This window comes from Amycolatopsis sp. H20-H5 (assembly GCF_035828755.1).
Classification (GTDB): domain Bacteria; phylum Actinomycetota; class Actinomycetes; order Mycobacteriales; family Pseudonocardiaceae; genus Amycolatopsis.
Map to the genome: position 1 here is coordinate 56446 of NZ_JAYMZS010000029.1, position 26847 is coordinate 83292.

General features: G+C 70.6%; 29 protein-coding genes and 1 riboswitch. Of the genes, 17 read left to right on the plus strand and 12 right to left on the minus strand.

Annotated elements, in window-relative coordinates; translation table 11 throughout:
* Positions 1 to 60: 60 nt before the first annotated feature.
* A complete protein-coding gene (gene hemW, locus QMK34_RS18375) occupies positions 61 to 1272 on the minus strand; it encodes a radical SAM family heme chaperone HemW (RefSeq protein ID WP_326415272.1) in 1212 nt (403 codons plus the stop codon).
* A 308-nt stretch (positions 1273 to 1580) separates the two neighbouring features.
* On the opposite strand from hemW, the gene QMK34_RS47855 reads away from it, so the two are divergent.
* From QMK34_RS47855 to QMK34_RS18410, 8 genes are all read left to right on the plus strand, one after another.
* On the plus strand, positions 1581 to 1667 hold the full coding sequence (locus QMK34_RS47855; protein ID WP_442785172.1) for a putative leader peptide: 87 nt from the start codon (positions 1581 to 1583) through the stop codon (positions 1665 to 1667).
* 107 nt (positions 1668 to 1774) lie between these two features.
* Positions 1775 to 3469 carry a nitrite/sulfite reductase gene (locus QMK34_RS18380; protein ID WP_326415273.1) on the plus strand — a complete coding sequence of 565 codons (1695 nt, stop codon included), beginning with the start codon at positions 1775 to 1777 and terminating at the stop codon, positions 3467 to 3469.
* On the plus strand, positions 3466 to 3615 hold the full coding sequence (locus QMK34_RS18385; RefSeq protein WP_326415274.1) for an Insertion element protein: 150 nt from the start codon (positions 3466 to 3468) through the stop codon (positions 3613 to 3615). The genes QMK34_RS18380 and QMK34_RS18385 overlap by 4 nt, the downstream gene beginning before the upstream one ends.
* Positions 3612 to 4307, plus strand: coding sequence for a phosphoadenylyl-sulfate reductase (locus QMK34_RS18390; protein ID WP_326415276.1), 696 nt, complete (start codon positions 3612 to 3614; stop codon positions 4305 to 4307). Before QMK34_RS18385 ends, QMK34_RS18390 begins: the two co-directional genes overlap by 4 nt.
* A gap of 10 nt (positions 4308 to 4317) precedes the next feature.
* Positions 4318 to 5238: a sulfate adenylyltransferase subunit CysD gene (gene cysD / locus QMK34_RS18395; protein WP_326415278.1), complete on the plus strand. Its 921-nt coding sequence runs from the start codon at positions 4318 to 4320 to the stop codon at positions 5236 to 5238.
* A complete protein-coding gene (locus QMK34_RS18400) occupies positions 5238 to 6500 on the plus strand; it encodes a sulfate adenylyltransferase subunit 1 (RefSeq protein WP_326415279.1) in 1263 nt (420 codons plus the stop codon). The genes cysD and QMK34_RS18400 overlap by 1 nt, the downstream gene beginning before the upstream one ends.
* A complete protein-coding gene (locus tag QMK34_RS18405) occupies positions 6497 to 7246 on the plus strand; it encodes a sirohydrochlorin chelatase (protein ID WP_326415280.1) in 750 nt (249 codons plus the stop codon). The genes QMK34_RS18400 and QMK34_RS18405 overlap by 4 nt, the downstream gene beginning before the upstream one ends.
* A gap of 138 nt (positions 7247 to 7384) precedes the next feature.
* Positions 7385 to 8158 (plus strand): enoyl-CoA hydratase-related protein, encoded by a 774-nt coding sequence (locus QMK34_RS18410; protein WP_326415281.1) that lies wholly within the window; start codon positions 7385 to 7387, stop codon positions 8156 to 8158.
* 49 nt (positions 8159 to 8207) lie between these two features.
* Here QMK34_RS18410 and QMK34_RS18415 read toward each other — a convergent pair whose 3' ends face one another.
* From QMK34_RS18415 to QMK34_RS18425, 3 genes are read right to left on the minus strand one after another with little or no spacing between them, the layout of a single operon-like run.
* Positions 8208 to 8582: a barstar family protein gene (locus tag QMK34_RS18415; protein ID WP_326415282.1), complete on the minus strand. Its 375-nt coding sequence runs from the start codon at positions 8580 to 8582 to the stop codon at positions 8208 to 8210.
* Positions 8579 to 9049, minus strand: coding sequence for a ribonuclease domain-containing protein (locus QMK34_RS18420; protein WP_326415283.1), 471 nt, complete (start codon positions 9047 to 9049; stop codon positions 8579 to 8581). Before QMK34_RS18420 ends, QMK34_RS18415 begins: the two co-directional genes overlap by 4 nt.
* Before the next feature lie 11 nt (positions 9050 to 9060).
* The gene (locus QMK34_RS18425; RefSeq protein ID WP_326415284.1) at positions 9061 to 9261 is read right to left on the minus strand and encodes a hypothetical protein; all 201 of its coding nucleotides are present in this window, start codon (positions 9259 to 9261) and stop codon (positions 9061 to 9063) included.
* Positions 9262 to 9319: 58 nt separating this feature from the next.
* On the opposite strand from QMK34_RS18425, the gene QMK34_RS18430 reads away from it, so the two are divergent.
* The 3 genes from QMK34_RS18430 (at position 9320) to QMK34_RS18440 (ending at position 13063) form a co-directional block, all read left to right on the plus strand.
* Positions 9320 to 10285, plus strand: a complete 966-nt coding sequence (locus tag QMK34_RS18430) for a quinone oxidoreductase family protein (RefSeq protein ID WP_326415285.1) — start codon at positions 9320 to 9322, stop codon at positions 10283 to 10285.
* Positions 10286 to 10479: 194 nt separating this feature from the next.
* Positions 10480 to 11520 carry an alpha/beta fold hydrolase gene (locus QMK34_RS18435; protein WP_326415286.1) on the plus strand — a complete coding sequence of 347 codons (1041 nt, stop codon included), beginning with the start codon at positions 10480 to 10482 and terminating at the stop codon, positions 11518 to 11520.
* Positions 11521 to 11602: 82 nt separating this feature from the next.
* Complete coding sequence (locus tag QMK34_RS18440; protein WP_326415288.1) at positions 11603 to 13063, plus strand: amino acid permease; 1461 nt, start codon at positions 11603 to 11605, stop codon at positions 13061 to 13063.
* 82 nt (positions 13064 to 13145) lie between these two features.
* On the opposite strand, the gene QMK34_RS18445 is transcribed toward QMK34_RS18440, so the two are convergent.
* Positions 13146 to 14195: an NAD(P)H-dependent flavin oxidoreductase gene (locus QMK34_RS18445; RefSeq protein ID WP_326415290.1), complete on the minus strand. Its 1050-nt coding sequence runs from the start codon at positions 14193 to 14195 to the stop codon at positions 13146 to 13148.
* Between the two features lie 171 nt (positions 14196 to 14366).
* Between QMK34_RS18445 and QMK34_RS18450 the strand changes: the two genes are divergently transcribed.
* From QMK34_RS18450 to QMK34_RS18460, 3 genes are all read left to right on the plus strand, one after another.
* The gene (locus QMK34_RS18450; protein ID WP_326415291.1) at positions 14367 to 14813 is read left to right on the plus strand and encodes a pyridoxamine 5'-phosphate oxidase family protein; all 447 of its coding nucleotides are present in this window, start codon (positions 14367 to 14369) and stop codon (positions 14811 to 14813) included.
* Positions 14814 to 15142: 329 nt separating this feature from the next.
* A complete protein-coding gene (locus tag QMK34_RS18455; protein WP_326415292.1) occupies positions 15143 to 15406 on the plus strand; it encodes a hypothetical protein in 264 nt (87 codons plus the stop codon).
* Positions 15403 to 15564, plus strand: a complete 162-nt coding sequence (locus QMK34_RS18460; RefSeq protein ID WP_326415293.1) for a hypothetical protein — start codon at positions 15403 to 15405, stop codon at positions 15562 to 15564. The genes QMK34_RS18455 and QMK34_RS18460 overlap by 4 nt, the downstream gene beginning before the upstream one ends.
* A gap of 55 nt (positions 15565 to 15619) precedes the next feature.
* Here QMK34_RS18460 and lepA read toward each other — a convergent pair whose 3' ends face one another.
* The gene (lepA, locus tag QMK34_RS18465; RefSeq protein WP_326415295.1) at positions 15620 to 17461 is read right to left on the minus strand and encodes a translation elongation factor 4; all 1842 of its coding nucleotides are present in this window, start codon (positions 17459 to 17461) and stop codon (positions 15620 to 15622) included.
* A gap of 116 nt (positions 17462 to 17577) precedes the next feature.
* On the opposite strand from lepA, the gene QMK34_RS18470 reads away from it, so the two are divergent.
* Positions 17578 to 18159 carry a class I SAM-dependent methyltransferase gene (locus QMK34_RS18470; RefSeq protein WP_326415296.1) on the plus strand — a complete coding sequence of 194 codons (582 nt, stop codon included), beginning with the start codon at positions 17578 to 17580 and terminating at the stop codon, positions 18157 to 18159.
* Here QMK34_RS18470 and QMK34_RS18475 read toward each other — a convergent pair.
* Together QMK34_RS18475 and QMK34_RS18480 are read right to left on the minus strand one after the other, a co-directional pair.
* Positions 18156 to 18542, minus strand: a complete 387-nt coding sequence (locus QMK34_RS18475; protein WP_326415298.1) for a VOC family protein — start codon at positions 18540 to 18542, stop codon at positions 18156 to 18158. The two genes, QMK34_RS18470 and QMK34_RS18475, sit on opposite strands and share 4 nt — an antisense overlap.
* Before the next feature lie 126 nt (positions 18543 to 18668).
* Positions 18669 to 19541 carry a DMT family transporter gene (locus tag QMK34_RS18480; protein WP_326415299.1) on the minus strand — a complete coding sequence of 291 codons (873 nt, stop codon included), beginning with the start codon at positions 19539 to 19541 and terminating at the stop codon, positions 18669 to 18671.
* A gap of 198 nt (positions 19542 to 19739) precedes the next feature.
* Between QMK34_RS18480 and rpsT the strand changes: the two genes are divergently transcribed.
* Positions 19740 to 20000: a 30S ribosomal protein S20 gene (gene rpsT / locus QMK34_RS18485; RefSeq protein ID WP_326415300.1), complete on the plus strand. Its 261-nt coding sequence runs from the start codon at positions 19740 to 19742 to the stop codon at positions 19998 to 20000.
* A 60-nt stretch (positions 20001 to 20060) separates the two neighbouring features.
* Here rpsT and holA read toward each other — a convergent pair whose 3' ends face one another.
* On the minus strand, positions 20061 to 21044 hold the full coding sequence (holA, locus tag QMK34_RS18490) for a DNA polymerase III subunit delta (RefSeq protein WP_326415301.1): 984 nt from the start codon (positions 21042 to 21044) through the stop codon (positions 20061 to 20063).
* Positions 21045 to 21177: 133 nt separating this feature from the next.
* A riboswitch (SAM riboswitch) is annotated at positions 21178 to 21310 on the plus strand.
* A gap of 12 nt (positions 21311 to 21322) precedes the next feature.
* Here holA and thrC point away from each other — a divergent pair.
* Positions 21323 to 22591 (plus strand): threonine synthase, encoded by a 1269-nt coding sequence (gene thrC / locus QMK34_RS18495; protein WP_326415302.1) that lies wholly within the window; start codon positions 21323 to 21325, stop codon positions 22589 to 22591.
* 19 nt (positions 22592 to 22610) lie between these two features.
* Here the strand turns inward: thrC and QMK34_RS18500 are convergent, their stop codons facing one another.
* The 3 genes from QMK34_RS18500 to QMK34_RS18510 form a co-directional block, all read right to left on the minus strand.
* The gene (locus QMK34_RS18500; protein ID WP_326415303.1) at positions 22611 to 25019 is read right to left on the minus strand and encodes a ComEC/Rec2 family competence protein; all 2409 of its coding nucleotides are present in this window, start codon (positions 25017 to 25019) and stop codon (positions 22611 to 22613) included.
* Entirely contained in the window at positions 25016 to 25747 is a 732-nt protein-coding gene (locus tag QMK34_RS18505; RefSeq protein WP_326415304.1) for a ComEA family DNA-binding protein, read from the minus strand. Before QMK34_RS18505 ends, QMK34_RS18500 begins: the two co-directional genes overlap by 4 nt.
* A 249-nt stretch (positions 25748 to 25996) precedes the next feature.
* A partial coding sequence (locus tag QMK34_RS18510) for a DegV family protein (protein ID WP_326415305.1) occupies positions 25997 to 26847 on the minus strand: 851 nt, incomplete at its 5' end.

The window sequence follows — 26847 nt, forward strand, 5'->3', positions numbered from 1 at the left end:
CCCGGGAACGGAGTGAGCAGTCCGGAAAAGCGGGAACCACCAGGGTGGCCGTGTCCTACGTCACAGCGTCAACCGCCGGACGACCCCGTCGGCGAGCAGCCTGCCCCGGTCGGTCAGCACCGCCCGGTTGTCCACAAAGGACGGCTCAAGCAGGCCGTCCGCGGCGGCCGCGTGGGCTTCGCGCGCCCCGTCGGCGTCGAGCGCGTCGAGCGGGAGACCGTCGGAAAGCCTCAGCTCCAGCATCACCCGTTCGAGATGTTGATCCTGCTCGGTGAGGACCTCGCGTCCCCCGGCCGGGGAATCCCCCGCGGCCAGCAGCGACGCGTACCTCGCCGGGTGCTTCACGTTCCACCAGCGCACACCGCCGACATGGCTGTGCGCGCCCGGCCCGGCGCCCCACCAGTCGCCGCCACGCCAGTACCCGAGGTTGTGACGGCACCGCGCCTCTTCCGAGGACGCCCAGTTGGACACCTCGTACCAGCTCAGCCCAGCCGAAGCGAGCACCTCGTCGATCAGCTCGTAGTCCGCGGCCAGCACGTCGTCGTCGGGCGCGGGCAGCTCGCCGCGCCGCACGCGGCGGGCCAGCGCGGTGCCCTCCTCCACGATCAGCGCGTACGCGGACACGTGGTCGACCCCGGCCTCGAGCACCGCGTCCAGCGAAGCCCGCAGGTCCTCGACCCGCTCACCGGGCGTGCCGTAGATGACGTCGAGGTTGACGTGGTCAAAGCCCGCGGCACGCGCCTCGGCCGCCGCCGCGACCGGACGGCCGGGGGTGTGCACGCGGTCGAGGATCTTCAGCACGTGCTGCGCGGCGGACTGCATGCCGAGCGAGATCCGGGTGAAACCGGCTTCGCGGATCCCGGCGAAGAACTCCGGCGACGTCGACTCGGGGTTGGACTCGGTCGTCACCTCCGCGCCGGGCGCGAGCCCGAAGGCGTCGCGGACGGCGTCGAGCACCGAGCTCAGGCCATCCGCGCCCAGCAGGGACGGGGTCCCGCCGCCGACGAACACGGTCTCGGCCGCCGGTGGGGAGCCGAGGACCCGCGCGGCGAGGTCCAGCTCGCGCCGCAGGCCTTCGAGCCAGGACTGCGGCGAGGAGCTCGAATCGAGTTCACCGGCGGTGTAGGTGTTGAAGTCGCAGTAGCCACACCGGGTCGCGCAGAAGGGGACGTGCACATAGACGCCGAAGGGCCGCGTGCCCAGGCCGTCGAGCGCGCTCGCGGGCAGCACGGAGTCGACGGGGGTGGTGGTTTCGGGAAGCAAGGCGGACACACCTCAGTCTCCCCCGCCTGCCCGGCGACCGGCCGCGAGGGGCCAGCACGATCGAGGTCGCGGGCGGGCGGCGCCGTCGGGTCTGCTGTGACGACAGGTTCGACGCGGGCGAGGGGGTGTCCTCAGAGTGGGACGAGCTGCACAGCCGAGGCGTTCTGCGTCACACTCCCTCCGGCACTCAAGAGCGACACTCCGGAAAACCAAGCCCCTGACCAGCGCGAACGTCGTCCCGCTGGGGCCGCCGCCTGCCGTTTCCCAGTATTCGGGCACGTCTGGACCACATTCTGGGCACATGGCACGCTGGCGGAGTGACTCGTGCCGGTGTTCGCCTCGTGGCCCGTCGCCACGTCGATCTCCAGCGCGTGGCGAGCGCACTCTGTGCCGAGCACCGCTGACTCCCTGCCACCACCACCGCACTCGAAGACGGACCAGGCAGCGACACCCGCGCAGCGCCCCTGCGGTGTGCCGGTGTCGCTGCCTTGCACCCAGCCGGAGGACACCCATGGCCTCGCCCACGCGCGAAACACCCAGCCGCGCCCCGCGCGTCAAGCAGAAGCGGGGCGAAGGGCAGTGGGCTCTCGGCTACCGGGAGCCGCTGAACCCGAACGAGCGCTCGAAGAAGGACGACAACCCGCTCAACGTCCGCGCGCGGATCGAGAACATCTACGCCCACCGTGGCTTCGACGCGATCGACCCCGGTGACCTGCGCGGGCGCTTCCGCTGGTTCGGCCTCTACACGCAGCGCAAGCCGGGGATCGACGGCGGCCGCACCGCGACGCTGGAGCCCGAGGAGCTCGACGACAGCTACTTCATGCTCCGGGTCCGCCTCGACGGCGGCATCCTGAGCACCGACCAGCTGACCGTGCTCGGCGAGATCTCGCAGGACTACGCCCGCGACACCGCCGACATCACCGACCGGCAGAACATCCAGTACCACTGGATCCAGGTCGAGGACGTCCCGGCGATCTGGGAGAAGCTCGAAAAGGCCGGGATGACCACGATGGAGGCCTGCGGCGACAGCCCCCGTGTCATTCTCGGCTCCCCCGTGGCAGGCATCGCCGCCGAGGAGATCATCGACGGCACACCGGCGATCGACGAGATCAAGCGCCGCTACATCGGCGACCCGCAATACGCCAACCTGCCGCGTAAGTTCAAGACGGCGATCTCCGGCCAGTCCGACGTGACCCACGAGATCCACGACGTCGCGTTCGTCGGCGTGAACCACCCGGAGCACGGCCCCGGCTTCGACGTCTGGGTCGGCGGCGGGCTGTCCACCAACCCGATGTTCGGCCAGCGCCTGGGTGCCTGGGTGCCGCGCGACGAGGTCCCCGACGTCTGGGAAGGCGTGATCAGCGTCTTCCGCGACTACGGCTACCGGCGGCTGCGGGCACGGGCGCGGATCAAGTTCCTGGTCAAGGACTGGGGCGCCGAAAAATTCCGCGAGGTGCTCGAAACCCAGTACCTCAAGCGCGAGCTGATCGACGGCCCGGCGCCCGAGGTCCCCGCGAAGCCGATCGACCACGTGGGCGTGCACCCACAGGTCGACGGCAGGTTCTACGTCGGCGCGGCGCCCATCGCCGGCCGGGTGTCCGGCGCGAAGCTGGTCGCCGTGGCCAAGGCCGCCGAGCGCGCCGGGTCGAACCGGGTCCGGCTCACCCCGCAGCAGAAGCTCGTCGTGCTGGACGTGCCGCGGGCTGAACTCGCCACACTGCGGGACGAGCTGTCCGAACTGGGCCTGGAGACCAACCCGTCGCCGTGGCGGCGCGGCATCATGGCCTGCACCGGACTGGAGTTCTGCAAGCTGGCGATCGTCGAGACGAAGGCCCGCGCGCTGGACCTCGTGACCGACCTCGAGCAGTCGCTCGCCGACATCCAGGCCGAGATCGACACCCCGGTCACCGTGCACCTCAACGGCTGCCCCAACTCCTGCGCCCGCATCCAGACCGCGGACATCGGGCTCAAGGGCCAGATCGTCACCGACGCCGAGGGCAACCAGGTCGAGGGCTTCCAGGTGCACCTCGGCGGCGGGCTCGGCCTCGACACCGGCTTCGGCCGGAAACTGCGCGGCCACAAGGTCACCAGCGCGGAGCTGACCGGCTACGTCGAGCGGATCGTCCGCGCGTACGTCGCCGGGCGCGAACCCGGCGAGCGGTTCGCGCCGTGGGCGGCCCGCGCCGAGGAGAGCGTCCTGCAGTGACCGAACGAGCGAACCCCTTCTACTGCCCCTATTGCGGCGATGAGGATCTCAGGCCGGAAGAGAACGGCGGCTGGCTGTGTTCGGCCTGTCGACGGGTCTTTTCGGTCAAGTTCCTCGGCCTGTCCCTACCGGAGGTGAGCAAGTGACAGCCACTGCGGACTACAAGACGCTGGCGGAACGGGCTTCCCAGGAGCTCTCCGAAGCCACGGCTGAAGAAGCACTGCGCTGGACCGCCGAGCACTTCGGCGACGACTTCATCGTGGCGTCGAACATGCAGGACGCCGTGCTCATCGACCTGGCCACCAAGGTCAAGTCCGATGTGGACATCCTGTTCCTCGAGACGGGCTACCACTTCGCCGAGACGATCGGGACCCGCGACGCCGTGCAGACGGTGTACCCCGGCGTCCGGATCGTCAACGCGCAGGCCGCGCAGAGCGTCGCCGAACAGGACGCCGAGCACGGCCCGAAGCTGCACGAACGTAACCCGACGCTGTGCTGCCAGCTGCGCAAGGTCGTGCCGCTGCGAAACACCCTGGCGAAGTACTCCGCCTGGGTGACCGGCGTCCGCCGGGTCGACGCGCCGACCCGCGCGAACACCCCGATAGTCGCCTGGGACGACCGCAACGGCCTGGTCAAGATCAACCCCCTCGCGGCGTGGAGCGACGACGAGTTCGCCGGCTACATCAGCGAGCACGGGATTCTCGAAAACCCGCTGGTGTCCGTGGGCTACCTGTCGATCGGCTGCGCGCCATGCACCGCGAAGGTCGCGCCGGGGCAAGACCCGCGCAGCGGCCGGTGGGCAGGCCAGTCCAAGACCGAGTGCGGTTTGCACGGCTGAGAGGGAATCCATGACCACGCTCGAGCCCGCCACCGATGCGGCACAAGACAACCTGGCCGCGCTCGAATCCGAGGCCATCCACATCTTCCGCGAGGTAGCGGGTGAGTTCGACCGCCCGGTGATCCTCTTCTCCGGCGGCAAGGACTCGACGCTGCTGCTGCACCTGGCGATCAAGGCGTTCTGGCCCGCGCCGGTGCCGTTCCCGCTGCTGCACGTCGACACCGGGCACAACTTCGACGAGGTCCTCGAGTTCCGCGACCGCGTCGTCGCGAAGCACGGGCTGCGCCTGGTCGTGGCGAAGGTCCAGGACTGGATCGACGACGGACGGCTCGAGGAACGCGCCGACGGCCTGCGCAACCCGTTGCAGACCACACCGCTGCTGGACACGATCTCGGACAACAAGTTCGACGCGGTGTTCGGCGGCGGCCGCCGCGACGAGGAGCGCGCCAGGGCGAAGGAGCGGATCTTCAGCCTGCGCAACTCCTTCGGCCAGTGGGAGCCGCGCCGCCAGCGGCCGGAACTGTGGAACCTCTACAACGGACGCCACCGTCCCGGCGAGCAGGTCCGGGTGTTCCCGCTGTCCAATTGGACCGAGGCCGACGTCTGGAACTACATCGCGCGGGAGAAGGTCGACCTGCCGTCGATCTACTACGCCCACCAGCGTGAGGTCTACCTCCGCGACGGCATGTGGCTCGCCGAAGGCCCGTGGGGCGGCCCGCGTCCCGGCGAACAGATGAGCGAGCGCACCGTGCGGTACCGGACCGTCGGCGACGGCTCGTGCACCGGCGCGATCGAGTCCACGGCGTCCACTGTGGACGAGGTCATCGCCGAGGTCTCGGCTTCCCGGCTGACCGAGCGCGGCGCGACACGTGCCGACGACCGGATGTCCGAAGCCGCCATGGAAGACCGCAAGCGAGAGGGCTACTTCTGATGAGCAGCTTGTTGAGGCTCGCCACGGCGGGCAGCGTCGACGACGGGAAGTCCACCCTCGTCGGGCGGCTGCTGTACGACACGAAATCCGTGCTCGCCGACCAGCTGGACGCGGTCACCCGGGCCAGTGTCGACAAAGGACTGTCCACACCGGACCTCTCGCTGCTCGTCGACGGCCTGCGCTCCGAGCGCGAGCAGGGCATCACCATCGACGTCGCGTACCGGTACTTCGCGACCCCGCGCCGCAGCTTCGTGCTCGCGGACACCCCCGGCCACGTGCAGTACACCCGCAACACGGTCACCGGCGCGTCCACCGCACAGCTCGCGGTGCTGCTGGTAGACGCACGTAAAGGTGTCATCGAGCAGACCCGCCGCCACGCGGCCGTGCTCGCGCTGCTCGGCGTCCCGCACCTGGTGCTGGCGGTGAACAAGATCGACCTGGTCGGCTACGACGAGGCCATTTTCACCGTGATCGCGGAGGAGTTCGCCGCGCACGCCGAGTCGCTCGGCTACGCCCGGGGCTCGGTGCTGGCCGTGCCGGTGTCCGCTCTCGAAGGCGACAACGTGGCCACACACTCGGACAAGACGCCGTGGTACTCCGGGCCGACCCTGCTGGAGCACCTGGAAACGGTGCCCGTCGCGCCGGATCCGCACGATTCGGCGTTCCGGTTCCCGGTGCAGTACGTGATCCGGCCGCGCACCGCGGACTATCCCGACTACCGGGGCTACGCGGGTCAGATCGCCGCGGGGACCGTGCGTCCGGGCGACGAGATAATCGTGCTGCCGCAAGGATTGCGCAGCAAGGTCGAACGCATCGACACCGCCGACGGCCCGCTGGACGAAGCGGGCGCCGGGACCTCGGTGACGCTTCTGCTGGCCGACGAGCTCGACATCGCCCGCGGCGACCTGATCGCGTCGGCGGACCGGCCGCCGGAGGTCAGCGACGAGATCACGGCGACCCTGTGCTGGCTCTCGGCCAAGCCGCTCCAGGCCGGGGCCCGGGTACTGGTCAAGCATGGCGCCCGGACGGTGCAGGCGTTCGTCGAGGACCTGCACGCCCGGTTCGACGAGCAGGCGCTGTCCAGTGTGGCCGCACCGGATTCCTTGGCGTTGAACGACATCGGCCAGGTCACCCTGCGCCTCGCCGAGGCGATCGGTGTGGACGACTACGGCACCAGCCCCCGCACCGGCGCCTTCCTGGTGATCGACCCGAAGGACGGCGACACGCTGGCCGCGGGAATGGTCGGCGAGCGGTTCGCGTGAGCGTCCCCCTCGTCGCCGTCGCGCACGGCAGCCGCGATCCGCGTTCGGCACAGACCGTGCGCGAGCTGATCGGGGCCGTCCGCGCGCTGGCGCCGGGGGGCGACCTCCGGGAGTCCTTTTTGGACCTCTCGGAGCCTCGGCTGACCGACGTGCTACGCGGGCTGTATGCCGAGGGGCACCGCGAGATCGTGGTGGTGCCCCTGCTGCTCGGCGTGGCCTATCACGCGCGGGTCGACCTTCCCGCGCTGGTCGAGGAGGTCCGCGGCGGCAGCCCCGGCCTGACCGTGGCGATCTCGGACGTCCTGGGCGTCGACCCGGCGCTGGAAGCCGTCGCGCTCGACCGGCTGGCCGAGTCGGGCGCCGACCTGGCCGACCCCGGACTCGGCGTCGTGCTGGGCGCGGTCGGCTCGTCGAACCCGGCGGCCAACAACGCCGTCGCGGCGATCGCCGCCCGCTGGACCGCGCGGGGCCTGCGGACGGCACCGGCGTTCGCCAGCGCGTCACCACCCGGCGTGCCCGCCGCGATCGCCACCCTGCGCTCGCTCGGCGCGCGGCGGCTCGCGGTCGCGGGCTGGTTCCTGGCGCCGGGCCTGCTGCCCGACCGGATCGCCGCCCTCGCCCGCGAAGCCGACCCTTCAGTGCTCGTCGCGGGCCCGCTCGGCCCGGATCCCCGCGTCGCCGGGCTGGTCCTCGACCGCTACACGGCCGCCGCCGTCCCGCTCACCACCACCACCACCATCGGCTAGAACTGCCCCTGAAGGCCACCATGACGGCGTTAGACGCCGTCGCGTGGGGACGCCATCAAGGATGGCCTTCAGGGACTTGCCGGGGTCACGACGAAGATCACACCGGCTGCCGTGGGGACGGTGTGCGAAGGTGTGGCCATGGCTGACGAATTGGTGCACTACGACGTGGTGGGCGGCACCGCCACGATCACCCTGGACTCCCCGCACAACCGCAACGCGCTGTCCGCGCGGCTGCGGCGGGAGCTGAGCGCGTCGCTGGCGAAAGCGCGTGACGACGACGCCGTGCGCGTCATCGTGTTGACGCACACCGGGCCGGTGTTCTGCGCGGGCATGGACCTCAAGGAAGCACGCGGGGCGGGGTCCGGTGACCAGGGGGTCAACGAGTTCCCGAAGATCCTGGACCAGCTGTGGACCAGTCCGAAACCGGTGGTCGCGCGGCTGGCCGGGCCCGCCAGGGCGGGCGGGATCGGGATGGTCGCGGCCACCGACATCGCGGTCGCCGTGCACGAGGCGACCTTCGCGTTCTCCGAGGTCCGGATCGGGGTCGTCCCGGCCGTCATCTCGCTGACCGTGCTGCCGCGCCTGTCCGCGCGCGCCGCGCACGAGCTGTTCCTGACCGGCGACGTCTTCGACGCGAAGCGCGCGGTGGACATCGGCCTGATCAACTCCGCCGTCACCGCCGACGAGCTCGACGGCGAGGTCGCCCGGTACGTCAAGGCACTCGCCCTCGGCGGCCCGAAGGCACTGGCCGCCACCAAGGCACTGCTCAGCAGGCCGCGCCCGGCCACCCCCGGCGAAGGCTTCGAGGCGATGAACGCGCTGTCCGCGGGCTTCTTCGCGAGCGAAGAAGGCCAGGAGGGCATCACCGCCTTCGCCCAGAAGCGCAAGCCCAGCTGGGTCCCCGAGTCCTGAACCCTGCCGCCGCGTCCCGCCCCGCACACCGGGGCGGACGCAGCGAGGGCTACGAGTCGGTGAGGACCACGCTGAACCGCCGGGAATCACCGGGATCGAACGCGCGCTGGGCGTCCGAGAGCACGCTCCGGATCGCCAGGTAGGCCTTCGGTTCCTTCGCGCGCAGCGCGTCCGAACCGGCCCAGATCAGCACGTGCTCGCCTACCGGCAGCCACGCCAGGTCGGTGAGGCAGTCATAGAGCGCGTCCAGGTTGTGCCCGAAGTAGTCCGGGAACGACAGCGCCTCGGCGATCGCGCTCAGCGTGCTCGTCTTGTCGACGGCGCGCCGCCCGTCCAGGACGTGCGGATACGCGCCGCGGGTGTACGCGTGCTCGGCCGCTTCCTTGGCTGTTTCCTGGGAGTCGGCCTGCTCCGCCGCGCTCATCGGCCCGGATCCACGACGACGAACGAGGCGTAATGGTCCTCGGTGAAGAACAGCTCCTTGGCCTGGCCGGCGATCAGCCGCCGCGGCCCGCGATCGGGACTCTTGGGCGTCTTGACCGTGAACTCGTGGTAGTACCCGGCCTGCTTGCGCGGCAGGACCTTCTCGCGGTTCTCGAACACGACGTCGTCGTTGCGCGGGTACGGGTACGGCCCACCGGCCTGGATCAGCTTCCAGGTGTCCTTGGCCTCCGCGGGCAGCGCGGACAGGGGTTTGACGGCCAGCCCGGAGTCGCTCCCGGCGAGCTTCGACGAACCCTGCGTGGCCTTCCCGCTGGTGGCCTGCGCGCCGGTCGAAGCGGGCGCGCCGGCCGGGGTGTCGTCACTGGCCGCGTTCTTGACGAACCAGCCGCCGACGACCAGGACGAGCAGACCGATCAGTGCGGCGGTGATCCGCCTTCGGTTGACCATGGTCAGGCAGCTTAGGAGTGGTCCGGGCGGTGGTCGTCGCGGCCCGTGCCGAACAGGCCGGCGACCCTGTCGACCAGCTTGTCGATCACCCAGGCCGCGGCCAGGCACAACGGCACCACCACGACGATGACCAGCACGAACTGCACCGGGAACCACTGCTGGGCGAGCCACAGCTCAGCCCCGTCCCACCAATCCGCCAGCCCGTTGACCACGCTGTGATCCTACGCCCGCCTCGCTGCCGGACGGGCGCGGGCCAGGTAGGTTGCAGACATGTTCGCCGTGTACGCGCAGGAGCCCAACGCCGAGAACCCCCTGAACTCGCTCGTCGTCGGGGAGCGCCCCGAACCCGAGGTCCCCGACGGCTGGGTCCGGGTCACCATCAAGGCCGCGAGCCTGAACATGCACGACCTCTGGACGTTGCGCGGGGTCGGCATCAAGCCCGACAAGTTCCCGATGATCCTCGGCTGCGACGGCGCGGGCACGCTCGACGACGGCACCGAGGTCGTCGTGCACTCGGTGATCAACGCGCCCGGCTGGCAGGGCGACGACACCCTCGACCCGAAGCGCAGCCTGCTCACCGAGGTCCACCAGGGCACCTTCGCCGAGCAGGCCGTCGTGCCCGCGCGCAACGTGGTGCCGAAGCCGTCCTCGCTGTCCTTCGCCGAAGCGGCCACGATGGGGACCGCCTGGCTGACCGCCTACCGGATGCTGTTCGTGAAGTCAGGTCTGCGGCCCGGCCAGACGATGCTGGTGCAGGGCGCCTCCGGCGGCGTCTCGACGGCGCTGGTCCAGCTCGGCCGCGCCGCGGGCTTCCGGGTGTGGGTCACCGGCCGCACCGACGACAAGCGCGCCCTGGCCGAGAGCCTGGGTGCGCACCAGACCTTCGAGTCCGGCGCCCGGCTGCCCGAGCGGGTCGACGCGGTGTTCGAGACCGTCGGCAAGGCGACTTGGTCTCATTCGGTCAAATCGCTCAAACCGGGCGGGATCATCGTGGTGTCCGGCTCGACCAGTGGCGCGGACGCGAACGCGGAGTTGCAGCGGGTGTTCTTCCTGCAACTGCGCGTGACCGGTTCGACCATGGGCACCCGCGAAGAGCTGGCCGACCTGCTGTCCTACCTCGAGCTCACCGGGGTGCGGCCCCAGATCGGCGCCGAGCTCCCGTTCACCGACGCCGCACAGGGCTTCCGGAACATGCTCGACGGCGAGACCGCGGGCAAGATCGTGTTCACGCACTAGGCCGAATGGTGGTCTAGACCCCCAGCGGTAGTGACCCGAGCGGGTGACCCGGCCGGAAAGGGCTTACTTTCCAGCCCTGTCAGTAAAACCAGCGACCTGGCGATTCCGCCAGAGCACTGCCGGAAGTCCCGAAAATGCCCTAGTTGTGCCCGAAATTCCAGCAAAACGCGACCTTCGTTCGATATCCTGTAGACATGACCGCGACGCAGCGGCCCGCACCGGGTACCCCGGCCGGCCCGCACCCCACGGATCCGGGTGACATCCGGGTCTCTTACCGGCGCTTCGCCGGGGTGCGCACGCGGGTGCTCGAGGTCGGGCCGCCGGTCGCCGAACCCGAGGACCGCGTCCCCCGTCGCGGTCTGGGCAAACGCACGCCGGCCAGGGCCCACACCCGGCCCACGGCGCCACGGCTGGTCCTGCTGCACGGCTACTGCGACAGCGCGGACACCTGGCGTCCGGTCCTCGCCCTGTTCGCCGAGGCGGGCGTCCCGGCCATCGCGGTCGACCTCCCGGGCTTCGGCGAGGCCCAGCCGCTGCGGCCGGGCCCGATGCTCCCCCAGCTCGACGCCTTCACCGCCGCCGTCATCCGCGAGCAGGCCGTGCTGGGCACGGTGGTCCTCGCCGGGAACTCCCTCGGCGGCACGATGAGCCTGCGGGCCGCCCAGAATCCCCGGCTGCCGATAGCCGGGGTGGCCTCGATCGCCGCGCCGGGGTTCGTCGACTCGTGGCTGGTCCGCACGGTCGCGAAGTACCCGCTGCCACTGCGCCTCTACTCCGCCCTGCCGCTGCCGATCCCCGGGTTCCTGGTTCGCGCGGTCGCCGAACAGGTCGTCCCCCGCCTGCTCTACGCCGACTCGGCCACCGCGGACGTCGAGCAGGTCCGCCGGTTCACCGCGCTGTTCCCCGACTACCGCGCCACCACGGCCCGCCTGGAAGAGGCCAGGCAGCTGGTGTCCGAGCTGGCCACCGCGTACCAGCTGGACTCGGTCCGCGTCCCGCTGCTGGTGGTCGTCTGTGGCAAGGACAAGCTGGTCACCGCGGCCTCCGGCCGTCAGCTGCACGCGCTGGTCCCGCACAGCAGGCTGCTCGTGCGGGAGAACTGGGGCCACTGCCCGCAGCTGGACGACCCGATCGAGCTTTCGGAACTGCTCGGCTACTTCGCCGCCGGCGTGAGCCGCACCCGGCGAACGGACAATGTCACCGGTCTCTTCGGGCAGGACACCGCCGCCGGATAGCTCCCGGGGCGCGAGTCCAGTACGGTCCGCCGTTGGGCCCCTCACCGGGCCCGGCACACGACCACCGGTTTGGGAGACAATGATGTCCGCTCCACACGACCCCGGCACGAGCTCAGGGGTCTTCCGACGCAAGCCGATCGAGCAGATCGACGACGGCAGCGAGGGCGTCGGCCTGCAACGCACGCTCGGCCTGCGCCAGCTGACCGCGATCGGCGTCGGCGGCATCATCGGCGCCGGGATCTTCTCCCTCGCCGGCGCGGTCGCCAACCAGACCGCCGGCCCCGCGGTGCTGATCTCGTTCCTGATCGCGGGAATCGCGAGCGCGGCGGCGGCCTTCTCCTACGCCGAGTTCGCGGGCCTGATCCCCCGCGCCGGTTCGGCGTACACCTACGGCTACGCGGTGCTGGGCGAGATCGTCGGCTGGTTCATCGGCTGGGACCTGCTGCTCGAATACACCGCGATCGTGTCGGTGGTCGCGATCGGCATCTCCGGCTACTTCAACGACCTGCTGGGTTTCCTGGACATCAAGCTGCCGCTGTGGATGTCCGGCGCGCCCGGCACCGAGAAGGTCGGCGAGGTCGCGGCCGGCTCGTACAAGGTGAACCTGTTCGCGGTGCTGCTGTGCCTGCTGATCGCGTTCATCCTCAACCAGGGCATGAAGAACGCGGCCCGGTTCGAGACGCTGCTGGTGTACCTGAAGGTCGCGCTGGTGATACTGGTGATCGTGGTCGGCGCGTTCCACATCAACACCGGCAACTACGACAACTTCTTCCCGTTCGGCCTCTCCGGCGCGTTCACCGGCGCGGCGACGGTGTTCTTCGCGGTGTTCGGCTATGACGCGATGTCCACCGCGGCCGAGGAGTCGAAGGACTCGACCAAGCACATGCCGAAGGCGATCCTCTACTCGCTGGCGATCTCGATGGTGCTCTACGTCCTCGCCTGCCTGGTGCTCACCGGCATGGTGAACTTCAAGGACATCAACCCCACCAGCGCGTTCTCCAGCGCGTTCAAATCCGTCGGGCTGCCGTGGCTGGGCGCGGTGATCGCGGCGGGCGCCATCATCGGCATCCTGACGGTGCTGTTCACCTTCCTGATGGGCGCGACCCGCGTCGGCTACTCGATGAGCCGCGACGGCCTGCTGCCGAAGTGGTTCTCGAAGACCCACCCGGTGCGCAAGGTCCCGAGCCGGATGACCTGGATCCTCGGCGGCGCGTCCGCCCTGATCGCCGGGTTCCTGCCGATCGGCGAGGCCGCCGAGCTGACCAACATCGGCATCCTGCTGGCGTTCGTCGTGGTGTGCGTCGCGGTGATCGTGCTGCGCTACAAGCAGCCGGACCTGCCGCGCACGTTCAAGACCCCCGGGATGCCGGTGGTCCCGATCATCGGCGTGTTCTTCTCGCTCTGGCTGATCACGTTCCTGCAGTGGCAGACCTGGCTGCGCTTCGCCATCTGGTTCGCGATCGGCATGGTCATCTACTTCGGCTACAGCCGCAGCCACTCCGCGCTGGCCAAACGCGGCTCGGACCCCGAGTCCACCGACTGACCCCCTCCCGCGAGATGAACGGGCCGTCTATGGCGTTTTTGCCATGAACGGCCCGTTCATCCCGCTTCGGAGGCCCGCTTCGTCAGCGAAGCCGCTCCACCCGCGAAAGCGCTTCGCGCGCCTCGGCGCGTAGGCGGTCCACGATCGACGCGGCGGGGCCCGCGGGCGCGAGTGGGTAGGTCTGCCCGGCCCAGAGCGACATCGCCTCCGGGTCGCCCGCCTTCGCGGACGCGGCACGCACCGGCTTGCTGAGGTGGTGAAGTTGCGGATACGCCGCGGGCGCGTCCGCGGACAGGTCGCTGAGCACGCGGTTCACCAGGCCACGGGCGGGACGGCCGCTGAAAGCGCGGGTGAACGCCGTCCGGCGGTCCCCGGCCGCGAGCGCGTGGCGCTGGGCGAGCGGTGTCCCGGCCTCGTCCGCCTGCAGGAAAACCGTGCCCAGCTGGGCGGCGACGGCACCGGCGGCCAGCACCGCGGCGATGTCCGCGCCGTGCACGAGCCCGCCCGCCGCGATCAGCGGCAGGGTCACCTTCGCGGCGACGAGCCGGAGCAGCGCCAGCAGGCCGTACTGCTCTCCCCCGGCAGGCGAGCCGGGGTCGTCGGCGAACAGGCTCCGATGTCCGCCCGCCTCGAAACCCTGTACGCACAAGGCATCCGCGCCCGAGGAGGCGGCGAGCACGGCTTCATCGGGATTCGTCACGGTCACGACCACCTGACTGCCGACGTCGTGCAGGCGCCGCACCTCCTCGGCCGCCGGCGCGCCGAAGGTGAACGAGACGACCGGCACCCGGCGCTCGATCACGACGGCCAGCTTGGCCGGATACGCGTCGTCGTCCCACCGCGGTTCACCGAGTTCGACGCCATAGCGGATCGCCTCGGCGAGCAGGCGTTCACGATGCGCGGTGAGGTCGGCCGCCGAACGGGCGCCGGGCAGGAACAGGTTCACCCCGAACGCCCCGCCGGTCAGCTCAGCCGTCGTGGCGATCTTCTCGTCGAGCGCGTCCGCGGTCAGGTAACCCCCGGCCAGAAAGCCGAACCCACCGGCGGCGCTCACCGCGGCCACCAGCTCCGGCGTGGTCGGCCCGCCCGCCATCGGGGCCGCGATCAGCGGAAAACGGAGATTCTCAAACACCAGACCGACGATAGCCCAACCACAGCCGCTCCCCGCCGACCACCAACCCCGACCACCAACCTCGACCACCACGTTTTTTGCCGACCACCACGTTTTTGCCGCCACCACTAGGGCCTCCGCCGCCACGAGTCCGTGAGCGCACCGGTCAAAACACTTGCGCTACGCTGCCCTATGGCCGCAGATCTGGAACTCGTGCGCACACTCTCCCTCGCCGAACACGGGCTGGCGACAATCGCCACCACCCGCACGGACGGCACTGTGCACGCCTCGATCGTCAACGCCGGAGTGATCGATGACCCGATCACCGGCAATCCCAGTGTCGCCTTCGTGGGTATCGGCGGGGCGCGCAAACTCGACCTGCTGCGCCGCAACGGGCATGCCACCGTCGTCTTCCGGCGCGGCTGGGAATGGGTTTCCGTACAGGGCGCGACACATCTGATCGGCCCGGACGATCCGGATCCCGACTTCGACGCCGCCGGGCTGCCGAAACTGCTGCGCGACGTGTTCGTCGCGGCGACCGGCACCCACGACGACTGGGCCGAGTACGACCGCGTGATGGCGGGGGAACGCCGCGTCGCCGTGTTCATCTCCGCCACCAGGCTGAGCGGCAACAGCTGACCGCGAAACCGCCGGAATCGGGCATACTCGCCGCATGGCAGAGTGGCAGCAAGTGCTTCTGACGGCGAGCACGCGCAAGGCCGCGAAGGTCTGAGAACGCGTCTGAGAACTGACTCATTCGCCCGTTTCATACCGCCATGACCGTTTCACGCGTGCCCCTGAAGGCCACCATGACAGCGTTAGACGCCGTGAAGGCTCCCATCAGGGCACACGGCAAAGCCTGGGGTCGCGACTGAAGGGGACTCACGCGGCCCTAGGCACCAAACTGGACGCCATGACATCAGTTTCCGGACGCCCTCTAACTGATCGGTCTCGGTGCGTTCGGGGTGGTGCTCACCGCCGGAACCTGGGTGGGCAACGGAACTCCGGTGCTCGCCCTGATCGGCATCGCCGGGATGGCGGGCATCCTCGGCATCACGTGGCGCGGGCGCGTCGCCATCTCCGTCAACCAGCAGGGCCTGCAAGTCCGGGGCGGCGGTGTCGGCACCTTCGGCTGGAGCACGATCTCCGAGATCACGACCGCGCCCTCCACCCTGCTGGGCGGCAACACCTGCTGGGCGGCAGCACCTGCTGGCCGGCCGTCTGGATCGTGACCACCGACAGCGAGTGGATCCAGACCAGGGTGGTGCGCTGGGACCAGCGGAACCGAAGCGAACTGCCGCCGTCCAAGAGCAAGTCGAAGGTCGACCCGGCGCAGTTCGACCGGGCACTGGACGTCCTCCAGCAGGCGCTACGCGCGAGCCGCGCCTAGCGCACACAAGGAAAAGGCCCCCGAACCGAGTGGTCCGGGGGCCTTTCTCCGAGAACTACTTCTTGGTCTTGCCGGAGTCCTCAGTGGACAGTGCGGCGACGAAGGCCTCCTGCGGGACCTCGACCCGGCCGACGGTCTTCATCCGCTTCTTGCCTTCCTTCTGCTTCTCCAGCAGCTTGCGCTTACGCGAAATGTCACCGCCGTAACACTTCGCGAGCACGTCCTTGCGGATCGCGCGGATGGTCTCGCGGGCGATGATCCGGGCGCCGATGGCGGCCTGGATCGGCACTTCGAAGCTCTGCCGCGGGATCAGCTCACGCAGCCGGTTCACCATGCGGTTCCCATAGGCGTAGGCGTCGTCCTTGTGGACGATCGCGGAGAACGCGTCGACGCCCTCGCCCTGCAGCAGGATGTCGACCTTGACGAGCTCCGCGGCCTGCGTGCCCGCCTCTTCGTAGTCCAGCGAGGCGTACCCGCGCGTGCGGGACTTCAGCGTGTCGAAGAAGTCGAAGATGATCTCGCCCAGCGGCATGTTGTACCGCAGCTCGACCCGGTCCTCGGACAGGTAGTCCATGCCCAGCAGCGCGCCGCGCTTGCCCTGGCACAGCTCCATGATCGTGCCGATGAACTCCGACGGCGCCAGGATGGAGACCTTGCTGACCGGCTCGAGCACCTTGTCGATCTTGTTGCCGGTCGGCCAGTCGGACGGGTTGGTGACGTGGATCTTCTTGCCGTCGTCCTGCACCACGTCGTACACCACGTTGGGCGCGGTCGAGATGAGGTCGAGGTTGAACTCGCGCTCCAGCCTGTCCCGGGTGATCTCCAGGTGCAGCAGCCCGAGGAACCCGCAGCGGAACCCGAAACCGAGCGCGACCGAGGTCTCCGGCTCGTAGTCGAGCGCCGCGTCGTTGAGCTGGAGCTTGTCCAGCGCCTCGCGCAGCACCGGGTAGTCGGAACCGTCGACCGGGTAGAGCCCGGAATAGACCATCGGCTTCGGCTCGCGGTAACCGGCCAGTGCCTTGGTCGCGCCGTTGCGCTCGGAGGTGACGGTGTCACCGACCTTCGACTGGCGGACGTCCTTCACCCCGGTGATGAGGTAGCCGACCTCGCCGACGCCGAGCCCGACACTCGGTTTGGGGTCCGGCGAGATGATGCCGACCTCGAGGAGTTCGTGGGTGGCGTTGGTGGACATCATGCGGATCCGCTGGCGAGGGGTGATCCGGCCGTCCATCACGCGGATGTAGGTGACCACGCCGCGGTAGGTGTCGTAGACCGAGTCGAAGATCATCGCGCGCGGCGGGGCGTCGTTGTCGCCGACGGGGTGCGGCACCTGGCGCACGGCCTCGTCGAGCAGCTCGCGGACGCCGACCCCGGTCTTCGCCGAGACCCGCAGCACGTCCGAGGGTTCGCAGCCGATGAGGTGGGCGATCTCACCCGCGTACTTGTCCGGGTCCGCGGACGGCAGGTCGATCTTGTTGAGCACCGGGATGATGTGGAGGTTCTTCTCCAGCGCGAGGTACAGGTTGGCCAGCGTCTGGGCCTCGATCCCCTGCGCCGCGTCGACAAGCAGGATCACGCCCTCGCACGCTTCGAGCGCACGGGAGACCTCGTAGGTGAAGTCGACGTGGCCGGGGGTGTCGATCAGGTGTAGCACGTAGTCCTGGCCGTCCAGCTGCCACGGCAGGCGCACGTTCTGCGCCTTGATGGTGATGCCGCGTTCCCGCTCGATGTCCATCCGGTCGAGGTACTGGGCACGCATGTCCCGTCCTTCGACCACGCCGGTGAGCTGCAGCATCCGGTCGGCCAGGGTGGACTTGCCGTGGTCGATGTGCGCGATGATGCAGAAGTTCCGGATCAGTTCCGGCGGCGTGAAGGTGGTGTCGGCGAACGTCGTCACTCGTGTGGTCCTCGCGAAGGTCGGGGTGGTGCCACCTCTATCGTCCCATGCCGCTCCGGGTGCGATTGGGGGTCATCCCCGATGCGGGCCGTGGCGGGTCGTGGTGACCTCGAAGTATGAGCACATCGAAGACGCAGGCACTGGACAGGGCGTTCGGCCATCCCCAAGGTTTTCTCGGCCATCTCGGCGGTCTGCTGATGGCCTGGGGCAACGCCGCCACCGAACACCGGCTGGTCGAAGTGGCCCGGCTCACACCGGAGGAAACGGCGTTGGTCGTCGGCCCGGGACCCGGGGTTGGCCTGAAAGCGGCGGCGGAACAGGCCGGGCGGGTGGTCGGCGTCGACCCGTCCGAAGAGATGCTGGCGCTGAGCCGTCACCGCTGCGGCGACGGCGTGGAGCTGCGGAAAGGCACGGCCGCGGAGACCGGCGAGGCCGACGACGCGGTCGACGTCGTGCTGAGCGTGAACAACGTCCAGCTGTGGGAAAACCGGCCCGCCGCGCTCGCCGAGCTGTTCCGCGTGCTCCGGCCCGGCGGGCGGTTGTTGCTCTCCGCACACGAAAAGTGGCTTCCGGTCACACGGCACGAGCTCGCCGACGAAGCCGCCGCCGCGGGCTTCACCGACCTGCAGACCTGGACCTGGCAGCCGCCGGGCCTCGGGACGCTGGCGGCCCAGCTGCGCGCCCGCAAACCGGCCTAGGCGATCCCCGTCCGCAGATCCGTCCTCAGGGGATGCCCCTGCGGGATCTCCACGAGAATGATCTTGGTGCCCTCGGGGTCGGAGACCCACGCCTCGTACAGGCCCCAGGGCTCGAGGCGGGCCTCCCGGTCCGGCGCCAGCCCCCGCCCCGCCAGCGCGGCGAGTTCGGCGTCGAGGTCGCGGACCTGGATCCAGACGCTGAGGCCGTCACCCGAGCCGGTGCCCCCGTCGCCGACCACCTCGAGGAAACCCTGGCCGAGGAAGAACACGGTCCCGCCGGGGAACTCGTAGTAGATCGCCAGGCCCAGGGTGTCGCGGTAGAACGTGATCGAGGCTTCGTGGTCACGGGGCCGGATGAGGATCCGGCTGCTCAGCACGTCCATGGTTGCCATACTCTGCCGTTCGTTGCCAAGCCGATCACAGCCACGGCCAGATAGCCCTCTGGCAAAGGTTACGTGCCGCTCGGGGGTCGGCCTACTTTTGGTCGGATCAGTAGCTACCGGATGGGTTCACGCCACCGCAATCGCGGCGATACCGGCGAGCACGATCACCGAGCCCGCCAACCGGCGTCCGGCGTTGGCTTCGCCCAGCATCAGCCACGCGGCCAGCCCGCCGAGCACGATGCTCAGCTCGCGCGCCGGGGCGACGAGGCTCACCGGTGCGATCTTCAGCGCGAACAGGACCAGCAGGTACGCGAACGGGGACAGCAGGCCGACGATGAACGCTTCCTTCCGGTAGTCACGCCACAGCGCGGCGACCTCGCCGCGTCCGCGCCGCTTCAGCGCGTACGGCATGAGGAGGAGGCTCTGCAGGAGCGCTCCCGATCCGAAGTAGACGACCGGCGGGACGCCGAGCGCGGTGACCGAATGGGCGTCCCACAGCGTGTACGCGGCGATGGTGAAGCCCGTGAGGACGCCGTACCCGACCCCGGCGCGGCGGGACCCGGACACCGGCCCGCCTCGGCCGCCGGTGCTGATCACCAGCACACCGGACACGATCAGCAGCGCGCCCGCCAGCCCGATCCACCCTGGACGTTCACCCAGCAGGAGGACCGCCGCGAGCACCGACAGGAGCGGTCCGGTGCCTCTCGCGAGCGGGTAGACGAGAGACAGGTCACCGACGGCGTAGCCGCGTTGCAGGACCACCCCGTAGGCGACGTGCAGGATCGACGTGCCCGCGGCCGCGATCAGCCAGCTCCACTGTGGACGGTCTGGTTCCAGCAGCAGGGAACCGACGATCAGCGGGACGAACACGACCGCGGAAATCGTGTAATAGAGCCAGACAAAGGTGGCCCCGCCGCCGGAAACACGTTTCGCCGCGAGGTTCCAGATGGCATGCACGACCGCGGCGACGAGCACGAGAGACAAAGCTGTGGCGTTCACAAGCACCCCGGTTCGCACCGTACCCGTTCCCCCGGGCCGAGGCCGCGGCGAGCCGTGGCGGGGCGACTGTTAGTCTGGCCGTTCGTTGCCGTGTGGCATTCCGCCATGGAGGAAACCCAGCGTCGTCGCTTTGACGGCAGGGGCCACCGAAACGCGGCACGAACCACCTAGCAGGACCGAGATACAGGGAGTGCCTTCATGGCCAACATCAAGTCCCAGATGAAGCGCATCATCACCAACGAGAAGGCGCGTCAGCGCAACCAGGCTATCCGGTCCTCGGTGAAGACCGCGGTCCGCAAGTTCCGCGAGGCGGCCGACGCCGGCGACAAGGCCAAGGCCGTGGAGCTGCAGAAGGACGCCGCCCAGAAGCTGGACAAGGCCGTGACCAAGGGCGTCATCCACGCCAACCAGGCCGCGAACAAGAAGTCCGCGATCGCGAAGCGCATCAACTCGCTCTGATCGAACTGTTCTTCCGGAACCCTCGGTGACCACGGTCACCGGGGGTTCTGTGTTTCCGGGTCAGCCGTTGTCGCCCTTCGCGGCGACGACTTCCAGCACGGCGCGCTCCAGCGCGTAGGACGGGTCCGCCGCCGCGCCCTTGACCTCGGCGTTGAGCCGGGCCACCACCCGCATCGCGGTGGCGAGGCCGTCGGGGCCCCAGCCGCGCGACTGGCCCTGTGCCTTGCGCACCTTCCACGGCGGCATGCCGAGCTCGCCCGCCATCTGGTTGGGATTGCCGCGACCCGCCGCGGAGACCCTGGCGATGGTGCGCACCGCGTCGGCGAGCGCGTCGGCGACCAGCACGTGCGGGACGCCGAGCTGCGTCGCCCAGCGCAGCGACTCCAGCGCGGCCGCGCGATCCCCGCCCACCGCCTTCTCCGCGACGGCGAAGCCGGTCACGTCCGCGCGGCCCGTGTGGTAGCGGCGCACCGCGTCCTCGTCGACCGTGCCCCCGGCGTCAGCGACGAGCTGGGTGGCCGCCGAGGACAGTTCCCGCAGGTCAGAGCCCACCGCGTCGAGCAGCGCGACGACCCCGGCTGCGTCGATCCTGCCGCCCGCGCGGCGGACCTCGTTCCGGATGAAGGACTCCCGCTCGGCGGGTTTGGTGAGCTTGGGGACCTCGGTGATCTCGGCACCGGCCTTGCGCAGGGCGGCGGGCAGCGTCTTGCCCGCCTTGCTACGGCCACCCCCGGTGTGCACGACGACCAGCACGATGCCGTCGGCGGGCTGGGCGACGTAGGACAGCACCGCGTCGGCGAGCTCCTGGGAGATGTCCTGGGCGGACTCGATGACGATCACCCGGCCCTCGCTGAACAGCGACGGGCTGACCAGCTCGATGAGCGCGGGTAGTGTGAGTTCGGACACCCGCACCCTGGTCAGCTCGGCCGTGGCGTCGATCGCCCTGGACACGTTCAGGGTGTCCCGGACGGCACGCTCGATGAGCAGCTCTTCCTCACCGAGAACGAGATGCAGCGGCGGCGGGACGGTGGCTGGCGCGGTCACGGTGACGATCCTGCCACTAGCCCGTCCGCGTGCACTCTCCGGTGACGCCGGACGCCCACCGTGGCACCGAATGATCGGTATGTCGTACGGTGTAACCGAGGCAGCGCCCTGGCGCGCGCCGAAAACTGAATACCGCTCATCCAGAGGGGCAGAGGGAACGGCCCGACGAAGCCCCGGCAACCGGCGACAGCCTGTCATTCCGCGAACGCGGGATAGCTGACGATCACGGTGCCAATTCCGGCCCGCTTCGGTGGGGCAGATGAGGAAAGGACCTCGTGATGACTGCAGCCCTCGGCACGAACACCTCCGCCAAGAAGACCCTGGACCTCGGTCCGGCAGTCGAACTGGTGTCGAAGGAAGAGGGTCACCGGCAGCCACTGGCGCCGGAGTTCGTTTCCGCGGAGGACTTCTCCCCGCTCGATGTGGCCTACGACTTCGGCCGCGTGCGGCGCGAGGACATCCAGGCGGGCCCCAACAACATCTGGCGCTACAAGAAGCTCCTCCCGGTGCCGTCCAACGTCGAAGAGATCCCCAACACCGAGCCCGGCGGCACCCGGCTGGTGCTCGCGGACCGGCTGGCCAAGGCACTCGGCGTCAAGCGGGTCTGGGTCAAGGACGACACCGGGAACCCGACCCACTCCTTCAAGGACCGCGTGGTCGCGGTGGCGCTGGCCGCCGCCCGCGAGTTCGGCTTCAAGGTGCTGGCCTGTCCCTCGACCGGCAACCTGGCGAACGCGGTGGCCGCCGCGGCCGCCCGCGCCGGCTGGGAATCGGTCGTGCTGATCCCCAAGTCGCTCGAGCGCGCGAAGATCCTGACCACCGCGGTGTACGACGGCGCGCTGATCGCGGTCGACGGCAACTACGACGACGTCAACCGCCTCGCCACCCAGCTCGCGGCCGAGCACGAGAGCTGGGCGTTCGTGAACGTCAACGTGCGCCCGTACTACTCCGAGGGCTCGAAGACGCTGGCCTTCGAGGTCGCCGAGCAGCTCGGCTGGCGGATCCCGCCGCAGATCGTGGTGCCGATCGCCTCCGGTTCCCAGCTGACGAAGGTGGACAAGGGCTTCCGTGAATTCGGCGAGCTCGGCCTGGTGGAAGCCAGCCCGTACCAGGTGTTCGGCGCGCAGGCCACCGGTTGCTCGCCGGTGTCCACCGCGTTCCGGAACGGGCACGACGTGATCCAGCCGGTCAAGCCGGACACGATCGCCCGCTCGCTCGCGATCGGGAACCCGGCCGACGGCCCGTACGTGCTCGACGTGGTCAACCGCACGGGTGGCGCGATCGAGGACGTCAGCGACGAAGAGGTCGTCGAGGGCATCCGCCTGCTGGCCAGGACCGAGGGCATCTTCACCGAGACCGCCGGTGGGGTCACCGTGGCGACGGCGAAGAAGCTGCTCGCCACCGGCAAGCTCAACCCGGACGAGGAGATCGTCCTGCTGATCACCGGCGACGGGCTCAAGACCCTGGACGCCATCGAGGGCAAGGTCGGCCCGCGCGCGACCGTGCCGCCGACCGCCGCCGCCGTCAGCGAGGCACTCGGCTTCTAGGGCGTGTCTGCCCCGGGCCTCAGCCCCGGGGCGGGCCGCGAGGCTCGCCCCGGCGCACCATCGCGGGGCCCGGCGCTTCGCCGACCACCGCGGCGTCGCCGTCCTGGTCGGTGCGGGCCACCGGAACCCCGAGCGCCGCCAAGGTGTCCATTGTGGACTTACTGGGATGGCCGTAGGTGTTGCCCGCGCCCACACTGACCAACGCCGCGCGCGGCGCGACGGCACCGAGGAAGCCCGGCAGTGAATAGCGGCTGCCATGGTGGGGAACTTTCAGGACCTCCGCGCGCAGATCGACCCCGGCCGAGAGCAGATCGGCCTGTGCGGCCAGTTCGACGTCCCCGGTGAGCAGGATCCGCCCGGCGGGGGTCCCGGCCCGCAGCACCACCGAACTGTTGTTGATCATGGTGCCGTCCTGCTCGGCGGCCGCCCGCGCGGGCACGTAGCGCGGGCCGAGCACCTCGAGCGTCAGGCCGGGCCAGCTCAGCCGCTGACCGGCGTCGAGTTCCAGCAGCGGCACACCTTCCCTGCCCGTCACCTCGGCCACTTGCCGCCAGGCCCACCCGGGCGCGCGGCCCGCCCCCACGGCGACGGCGCCCACCGACCTGCCCTCGAACACGGATTCGAGCCCGCCGATGTGGTCGGCGTGCAGGTGGCTCAGCACCAGCAGCGGGATCCTGTCCACGCCGAGCCTGCTCAGGCACTCGTCGACCGGCCCCGGCTCGGGCCCGGTGTCGATCACCACCGCCCGGCCCGGCTCGGCCGTCGCCAGCACCACCGCGTCACCCTGCCCGACGTCACAGGCCACCGCGGCCCAGCCCGCGGGCGGCCACGCCGGGGCGAGCACCTTGACCGGGACCACCACCAGCAGCGCTCCGGCCAGCAGTACCGCCAGCATCAGCCGGAACCGGCGACGCCGGACCGCGACCACCAGCCCGGCCAGTGCGGCGACCGCCAGCAGTCCGCCCCACCAGCCACCCGGCCAGGCCACCACCGCGCCCGGTGCCTTCGCCCCCTGCCTGGCCACGGTGATCAGCCACCGGGTCTCGGGCCCGCTCAACCGGACGAACAGCCTGCCCGCGTCGGGCCACCACGGACCGGTGACGGTGGCGAGCACCCCGAACACGGTCACCGGGGCGACCACCGGCGCGGCGAGCACGTTCGTCACCACCGACACGAGACTGACCGTGCCCGCCATGCCCGCGATGATCGGAGCCGTCACCACGAACGCGGCCAGCGGCACGGCCAGCCCCTCGGCGAACCCGGGCGGGACGCCTCGCCGGACCATCGCCTCCGCCCAGCACGGGGCGATCAGCACGAGCCCCGCGGTGGCCACGACGGACAGGGCGAAGCCGAAATCGACCGCCATCGCCGGGTCGCAGGCGATCAGCGCGCAGACCGCGGCGGCGAGAGCGGGCAGCGCGGAACCCTTACGCCCCAAGGCGAGTGCGAGCAGGCCAACCCCGCCCATGACCCCCGCGCGCAGCACGCTGGGCGCGGGCCCGGCGAGCACCAGGAACCCGAGCAGGCACAGCCCCGCGGCCGCGGCGGAGGTCCGCGGGCCTATCTTGAAGGCGCGCAGCATCAGCAGCACCGCGCCGCACACGATCGCGACGTTGCCGCCGCTCACGGCGTTCAGGTGGGACATCCCGGAAGCGGTGAACTCGCGCTCGACCCGCGGCGACAGCGTGCTCGTGTCGCCGACCACCAATCCGGGCAGCAGTCCGGCGGGCTCCTCCGGCAGGACCGCGCACAGCTCCCGCAGACCGGCACGGAGCGACTCGGCCGAGCGCTGCCACCAGGGCACGTCACCGGCGTCCGCGGGCGGACCGCGCACCGAGAGCACGGCGGCGGTCAGTTCGGCACCTCGGGCGGGCGCCAGCCTGCCCGAGGCCGTGACGGACTGGCCCGGCAGCACGGCCGGCCAGCCCGGCACCGGCGCGAGCAGCAGGACGCGGGCGGTCGAGGCCAGCGGCCGCCCGTCCACCTCGGCGGTCTCGATCCGCGCGGCGACGACCACGGACCGGGTGCCCGCCTGCTGATCGGCGTAGCCCGCGCTCCGGACCGGGCGAGGCCGCTCGGTGATCATCACGCGCAGCACCGCGGGCGTGCCGTGGACGGCGGGTTCCCGCACCGGATCCGTGGCGGAGTCGTGGATCCGGAGCGCGACCGGACCCGCCGCCACGAGCCCGCACAGCAACAGCACGGCCGCCACGGCGAACCGGCGCGGCCTGCCCCGCCGGGCGCTGCGCAGCAGGCCGATCGAGAGCGCCACACCGGCCGCCCCGCAGGCGAGTGCGGACCACCAGCCCCAGAGCAGCCCGGTCAACGCGGCGGCCCACAGCGTCAGCGCCGCCGGAACCAGCCGCAGATCATGGCTGCGCCAGGTGGACACCGGCCGGTCCGGATCCAGGCCCGGCGTGGTGCTCATCCGACACTCACCTGGTCGCGCAGCTTGCTGAATTTGGTCTCGCCAATGCCTTCCACATCGCGCAACTGCTCGACTTTGGCGAACCCGCCGTGCGCGGCACGCCACTCCACGATGCGGCGCGCCATGACCTCGCCCACGCCGGGCAGCGAGTCGAGCTGCTCGGGCGTGGCCGTGTTGAGGTCGATCCGGCCGGGCGGGGCGCCCACCGCGGCCGCCCCGGCGACGGGCGCCGGGGCGCCCACCGCCACCTGCTCCCCGTCGGCGAGCTTGCGCGCCAGGTTCAGGCCGGTCAGGTCCGTCCCCGGTGCCGCGCCGCCCGCGGCGCGAACGGCGTCGGCGACGCGGGAGCCCGGCGGCAGCGTGACGAGGCCGGGGGAACGGACCTTGCCGACGACGCTGATCACCAACTCCGCCGGGGACGGGGGCGCCAGGCCGGTGGCGACCGGTCTGGCGACCGGCAGCGACGGCGGGCCCTCCGCCACCGGCCTGCCGCCGAGCAGCGCCACCGCGCCGAACACGGCCCCGGCGACCACGGCCACCACCAGCACGACGCCGAACCAGCGCCGTTTCACCGGCACGCCGTCGCCGGTCACCGCGACGGGCACCCAGCGGCGGACCAGGCGGCCTGCCTGGCCGCCCGGCGCCGGTTCCCTGGACAGCTGCTTGGCCAGCCAGATCAGCCTGGCGTTGGGGGGAGAGCCCGGCTCCCGGGCGGATCGCTCGAACACACGATCGACGCTACGACGGCGCGGCGGCGGGCGGCAGTGGCGAACGCGCCGCCTGTGGACAACCGGGGGGATGGGGATGGATCGACCACGGAAACGATCCTGCCCGGCGGTTTCTGTCGTGGTCGTGTGGGAGGCTGGGAAGCCGCCGCGTCTAGGCCCTGTCTGGTAGATCTGTTCGATGGGCTTCGTGTTCCGGTGGTTCCTGGCGGTGCGGGGATTTGCCCTCGTACCTGGTTATCTGCCCTGCCGTCAGTGGCCGCCTGGACGCGAAGACCGCGAACTTGATTTGCCAGACACGCCCTGGACCCGCTGCACGACCACCCCGAGCACCCCTGGCCCGGTGTGCGCGCCGATCACGGCGCCGAGCTCGGAGACCACACAGCCGCCGGACCACGGGACGGCCTCTTCGATGCGGCCGGCGAGTTCGACCGCGCGCTCATGGGACGCCAGATGGTGCACGGCCAGCTCGACCTGGTCCTCACCGGCCGCGCGCACCGCGAGCTCCACCAGCCTGGCCACCGCCCGGTTCATCGTGCGTACCTTTTCCAGCGGCCGGATCTGCCCCTCGGACATGTGCAGCACCGGTTTCACCGCCAGCGCGGTGCCCAGCAGCGCGGCCGCCGAGCCGATCCGGCCGCCGCGGCGCAGGTACTCCAGGGTCTCCACGACGAACAGGGTTTCCGACCGCCCGGCGGCGGCCACCGCCGCGGCCTCGACCTCGGCGGGCTCCGCTCCCCCGGCCGCCACCGCCGCGGCGTGCAGCGCGGCGAACCCCAGGCCCATCGCGGTCGTGCGCGAATCGACCACTCGCACCCGGTCCGGCCCGACCTCCTGTGCCGCCAGGACCGCGGCCTCCCAGGTGCCGGAGAGCTCGCGCGAGAGGTTGACCGAGACCACGCAGTCGGCGCCGTCGGCGAGCGCGGCCCGGAACACCTTCACGAACTCGGCGGGCGTCGGCCGCGAGGTGGTGACGATTTTGCGCTGCCCCAAGGCTTCCGCGAGCGCCGCGGGACCCATCTCGATGCCGTCGAGGGACACCACGCCGTCGACGAGAACATGAAGGGGCACCACCCTGATCGCATGCCGCTCGGCGAATCCCT

Excerpts from the sequence above, each read along its gene's own strand:
- QMK34_RS18400 (WP_326415279.1), top strand. The coding sequence starts at position 5,238 with ATGAGCAGCTTGTTGAGGCTCGCCACGGCGGGCAGCGTCGACGACGGG.
- thrC (WP_326415302.1), top strand. The coding sequence starts at position 21,323 with ATGACTGCAGCCCTCGGCACGAACACCTCCGCCAAGAAGACCCTGGAC.
- cysD (WP_326415278.1), top strand. The coding sequence starts at position 4,318 with ATGACCACGCTCGAGCCCGCCACCGATGCGGCACAAGACAACCTGGCC.
- QMK34_RS18450 (WP_326415291.1), top strand. The coding sequence starts at position 14,367 with ATGGCCGCAGATCTGGAACTCGTGCGCACACTCTCCCTCGCCGAACAC.
- QMK34_RS18380 (WP_326415273.1), top strand. The coding sequence starts at position 1,775 with ATGGCCTCGCCCACGCGCGAAACACCCAGCCGCGCCCCGCGCGTCAAG.
- QMK34_RS18440 (WP_326415288.1), top strand. The coding sequence starts at position 11,603 with ATGTCCGCTCCACACGACCCCGGCACGAGCTCAGGGGTCTTCCGACGC.
- QMK34_RS18475 (WP_326415298.1), bottom strand. The coding sequence starts at position 18,542 with ATGGACGTGCTGAGCAGCCGGATCCTCATCCGGCCCCGTGACCACGAA.
- rpsT (WP_326415300.1), top strand. The coding sequence starts at position 19,740 with ATGGCCAACATCAAGTCCCAGATGAAGCGCATCATCACCAACGAGAAG.
- QMK34_RS18415 (WP_326415282.1), bottom strand. The coding sequence starts at position 8,582 with ATGAGCGCGGCGGAGCAGGCCGACTCCCAGGAAACAGCCAAGGAAGCG.
- QMK34_RS18500 (WP_326415303.1), bottom strand. The coding sequence starts at position 25,019 with ATGAGCACCACGCCGGGCCTGGATCCGGACCGGCCGGTGTCCACCTGG.
- QMK34_RS18470 (WP_326415296.1), top strand. The coding sequence starts at position 17,578 with ATGAGCACATCGAAGACGCAGGCACTGGACAGGGCGTTCGGCCATCCC.
- QMK34_RS18410 (WP_326415281.1), top strand. The coding sequence starts at position 7,385 with ATGGCTGACGAATTGGTGCACTACGACGTGGTGGGCGGCACCGCCACG.
- QMK34_RS18430 (WP_326415285.1), top strand. The coding sequence starts at position 9,320 with ATGTTCGCCGTGTACGCGCAGGAGCCCAACGCCGAGAACCCCCTGAAC.
- QMK34_RS18420 (WP_326415283.1), bottom strand. The coding sequence starts at position 9,049 with ATGGTCAACCGAAGGCGGATCACCGCCGCACTGATCGGTCTGCTCGTC.
- QMK34_RS18435 (WP_326415286.1), top strand. The coding sequence starts at position 10,480 with ATGACCGCGACGCAGCGGCCCGCACCGGGTACCCCGGCCGGCCCGCAC.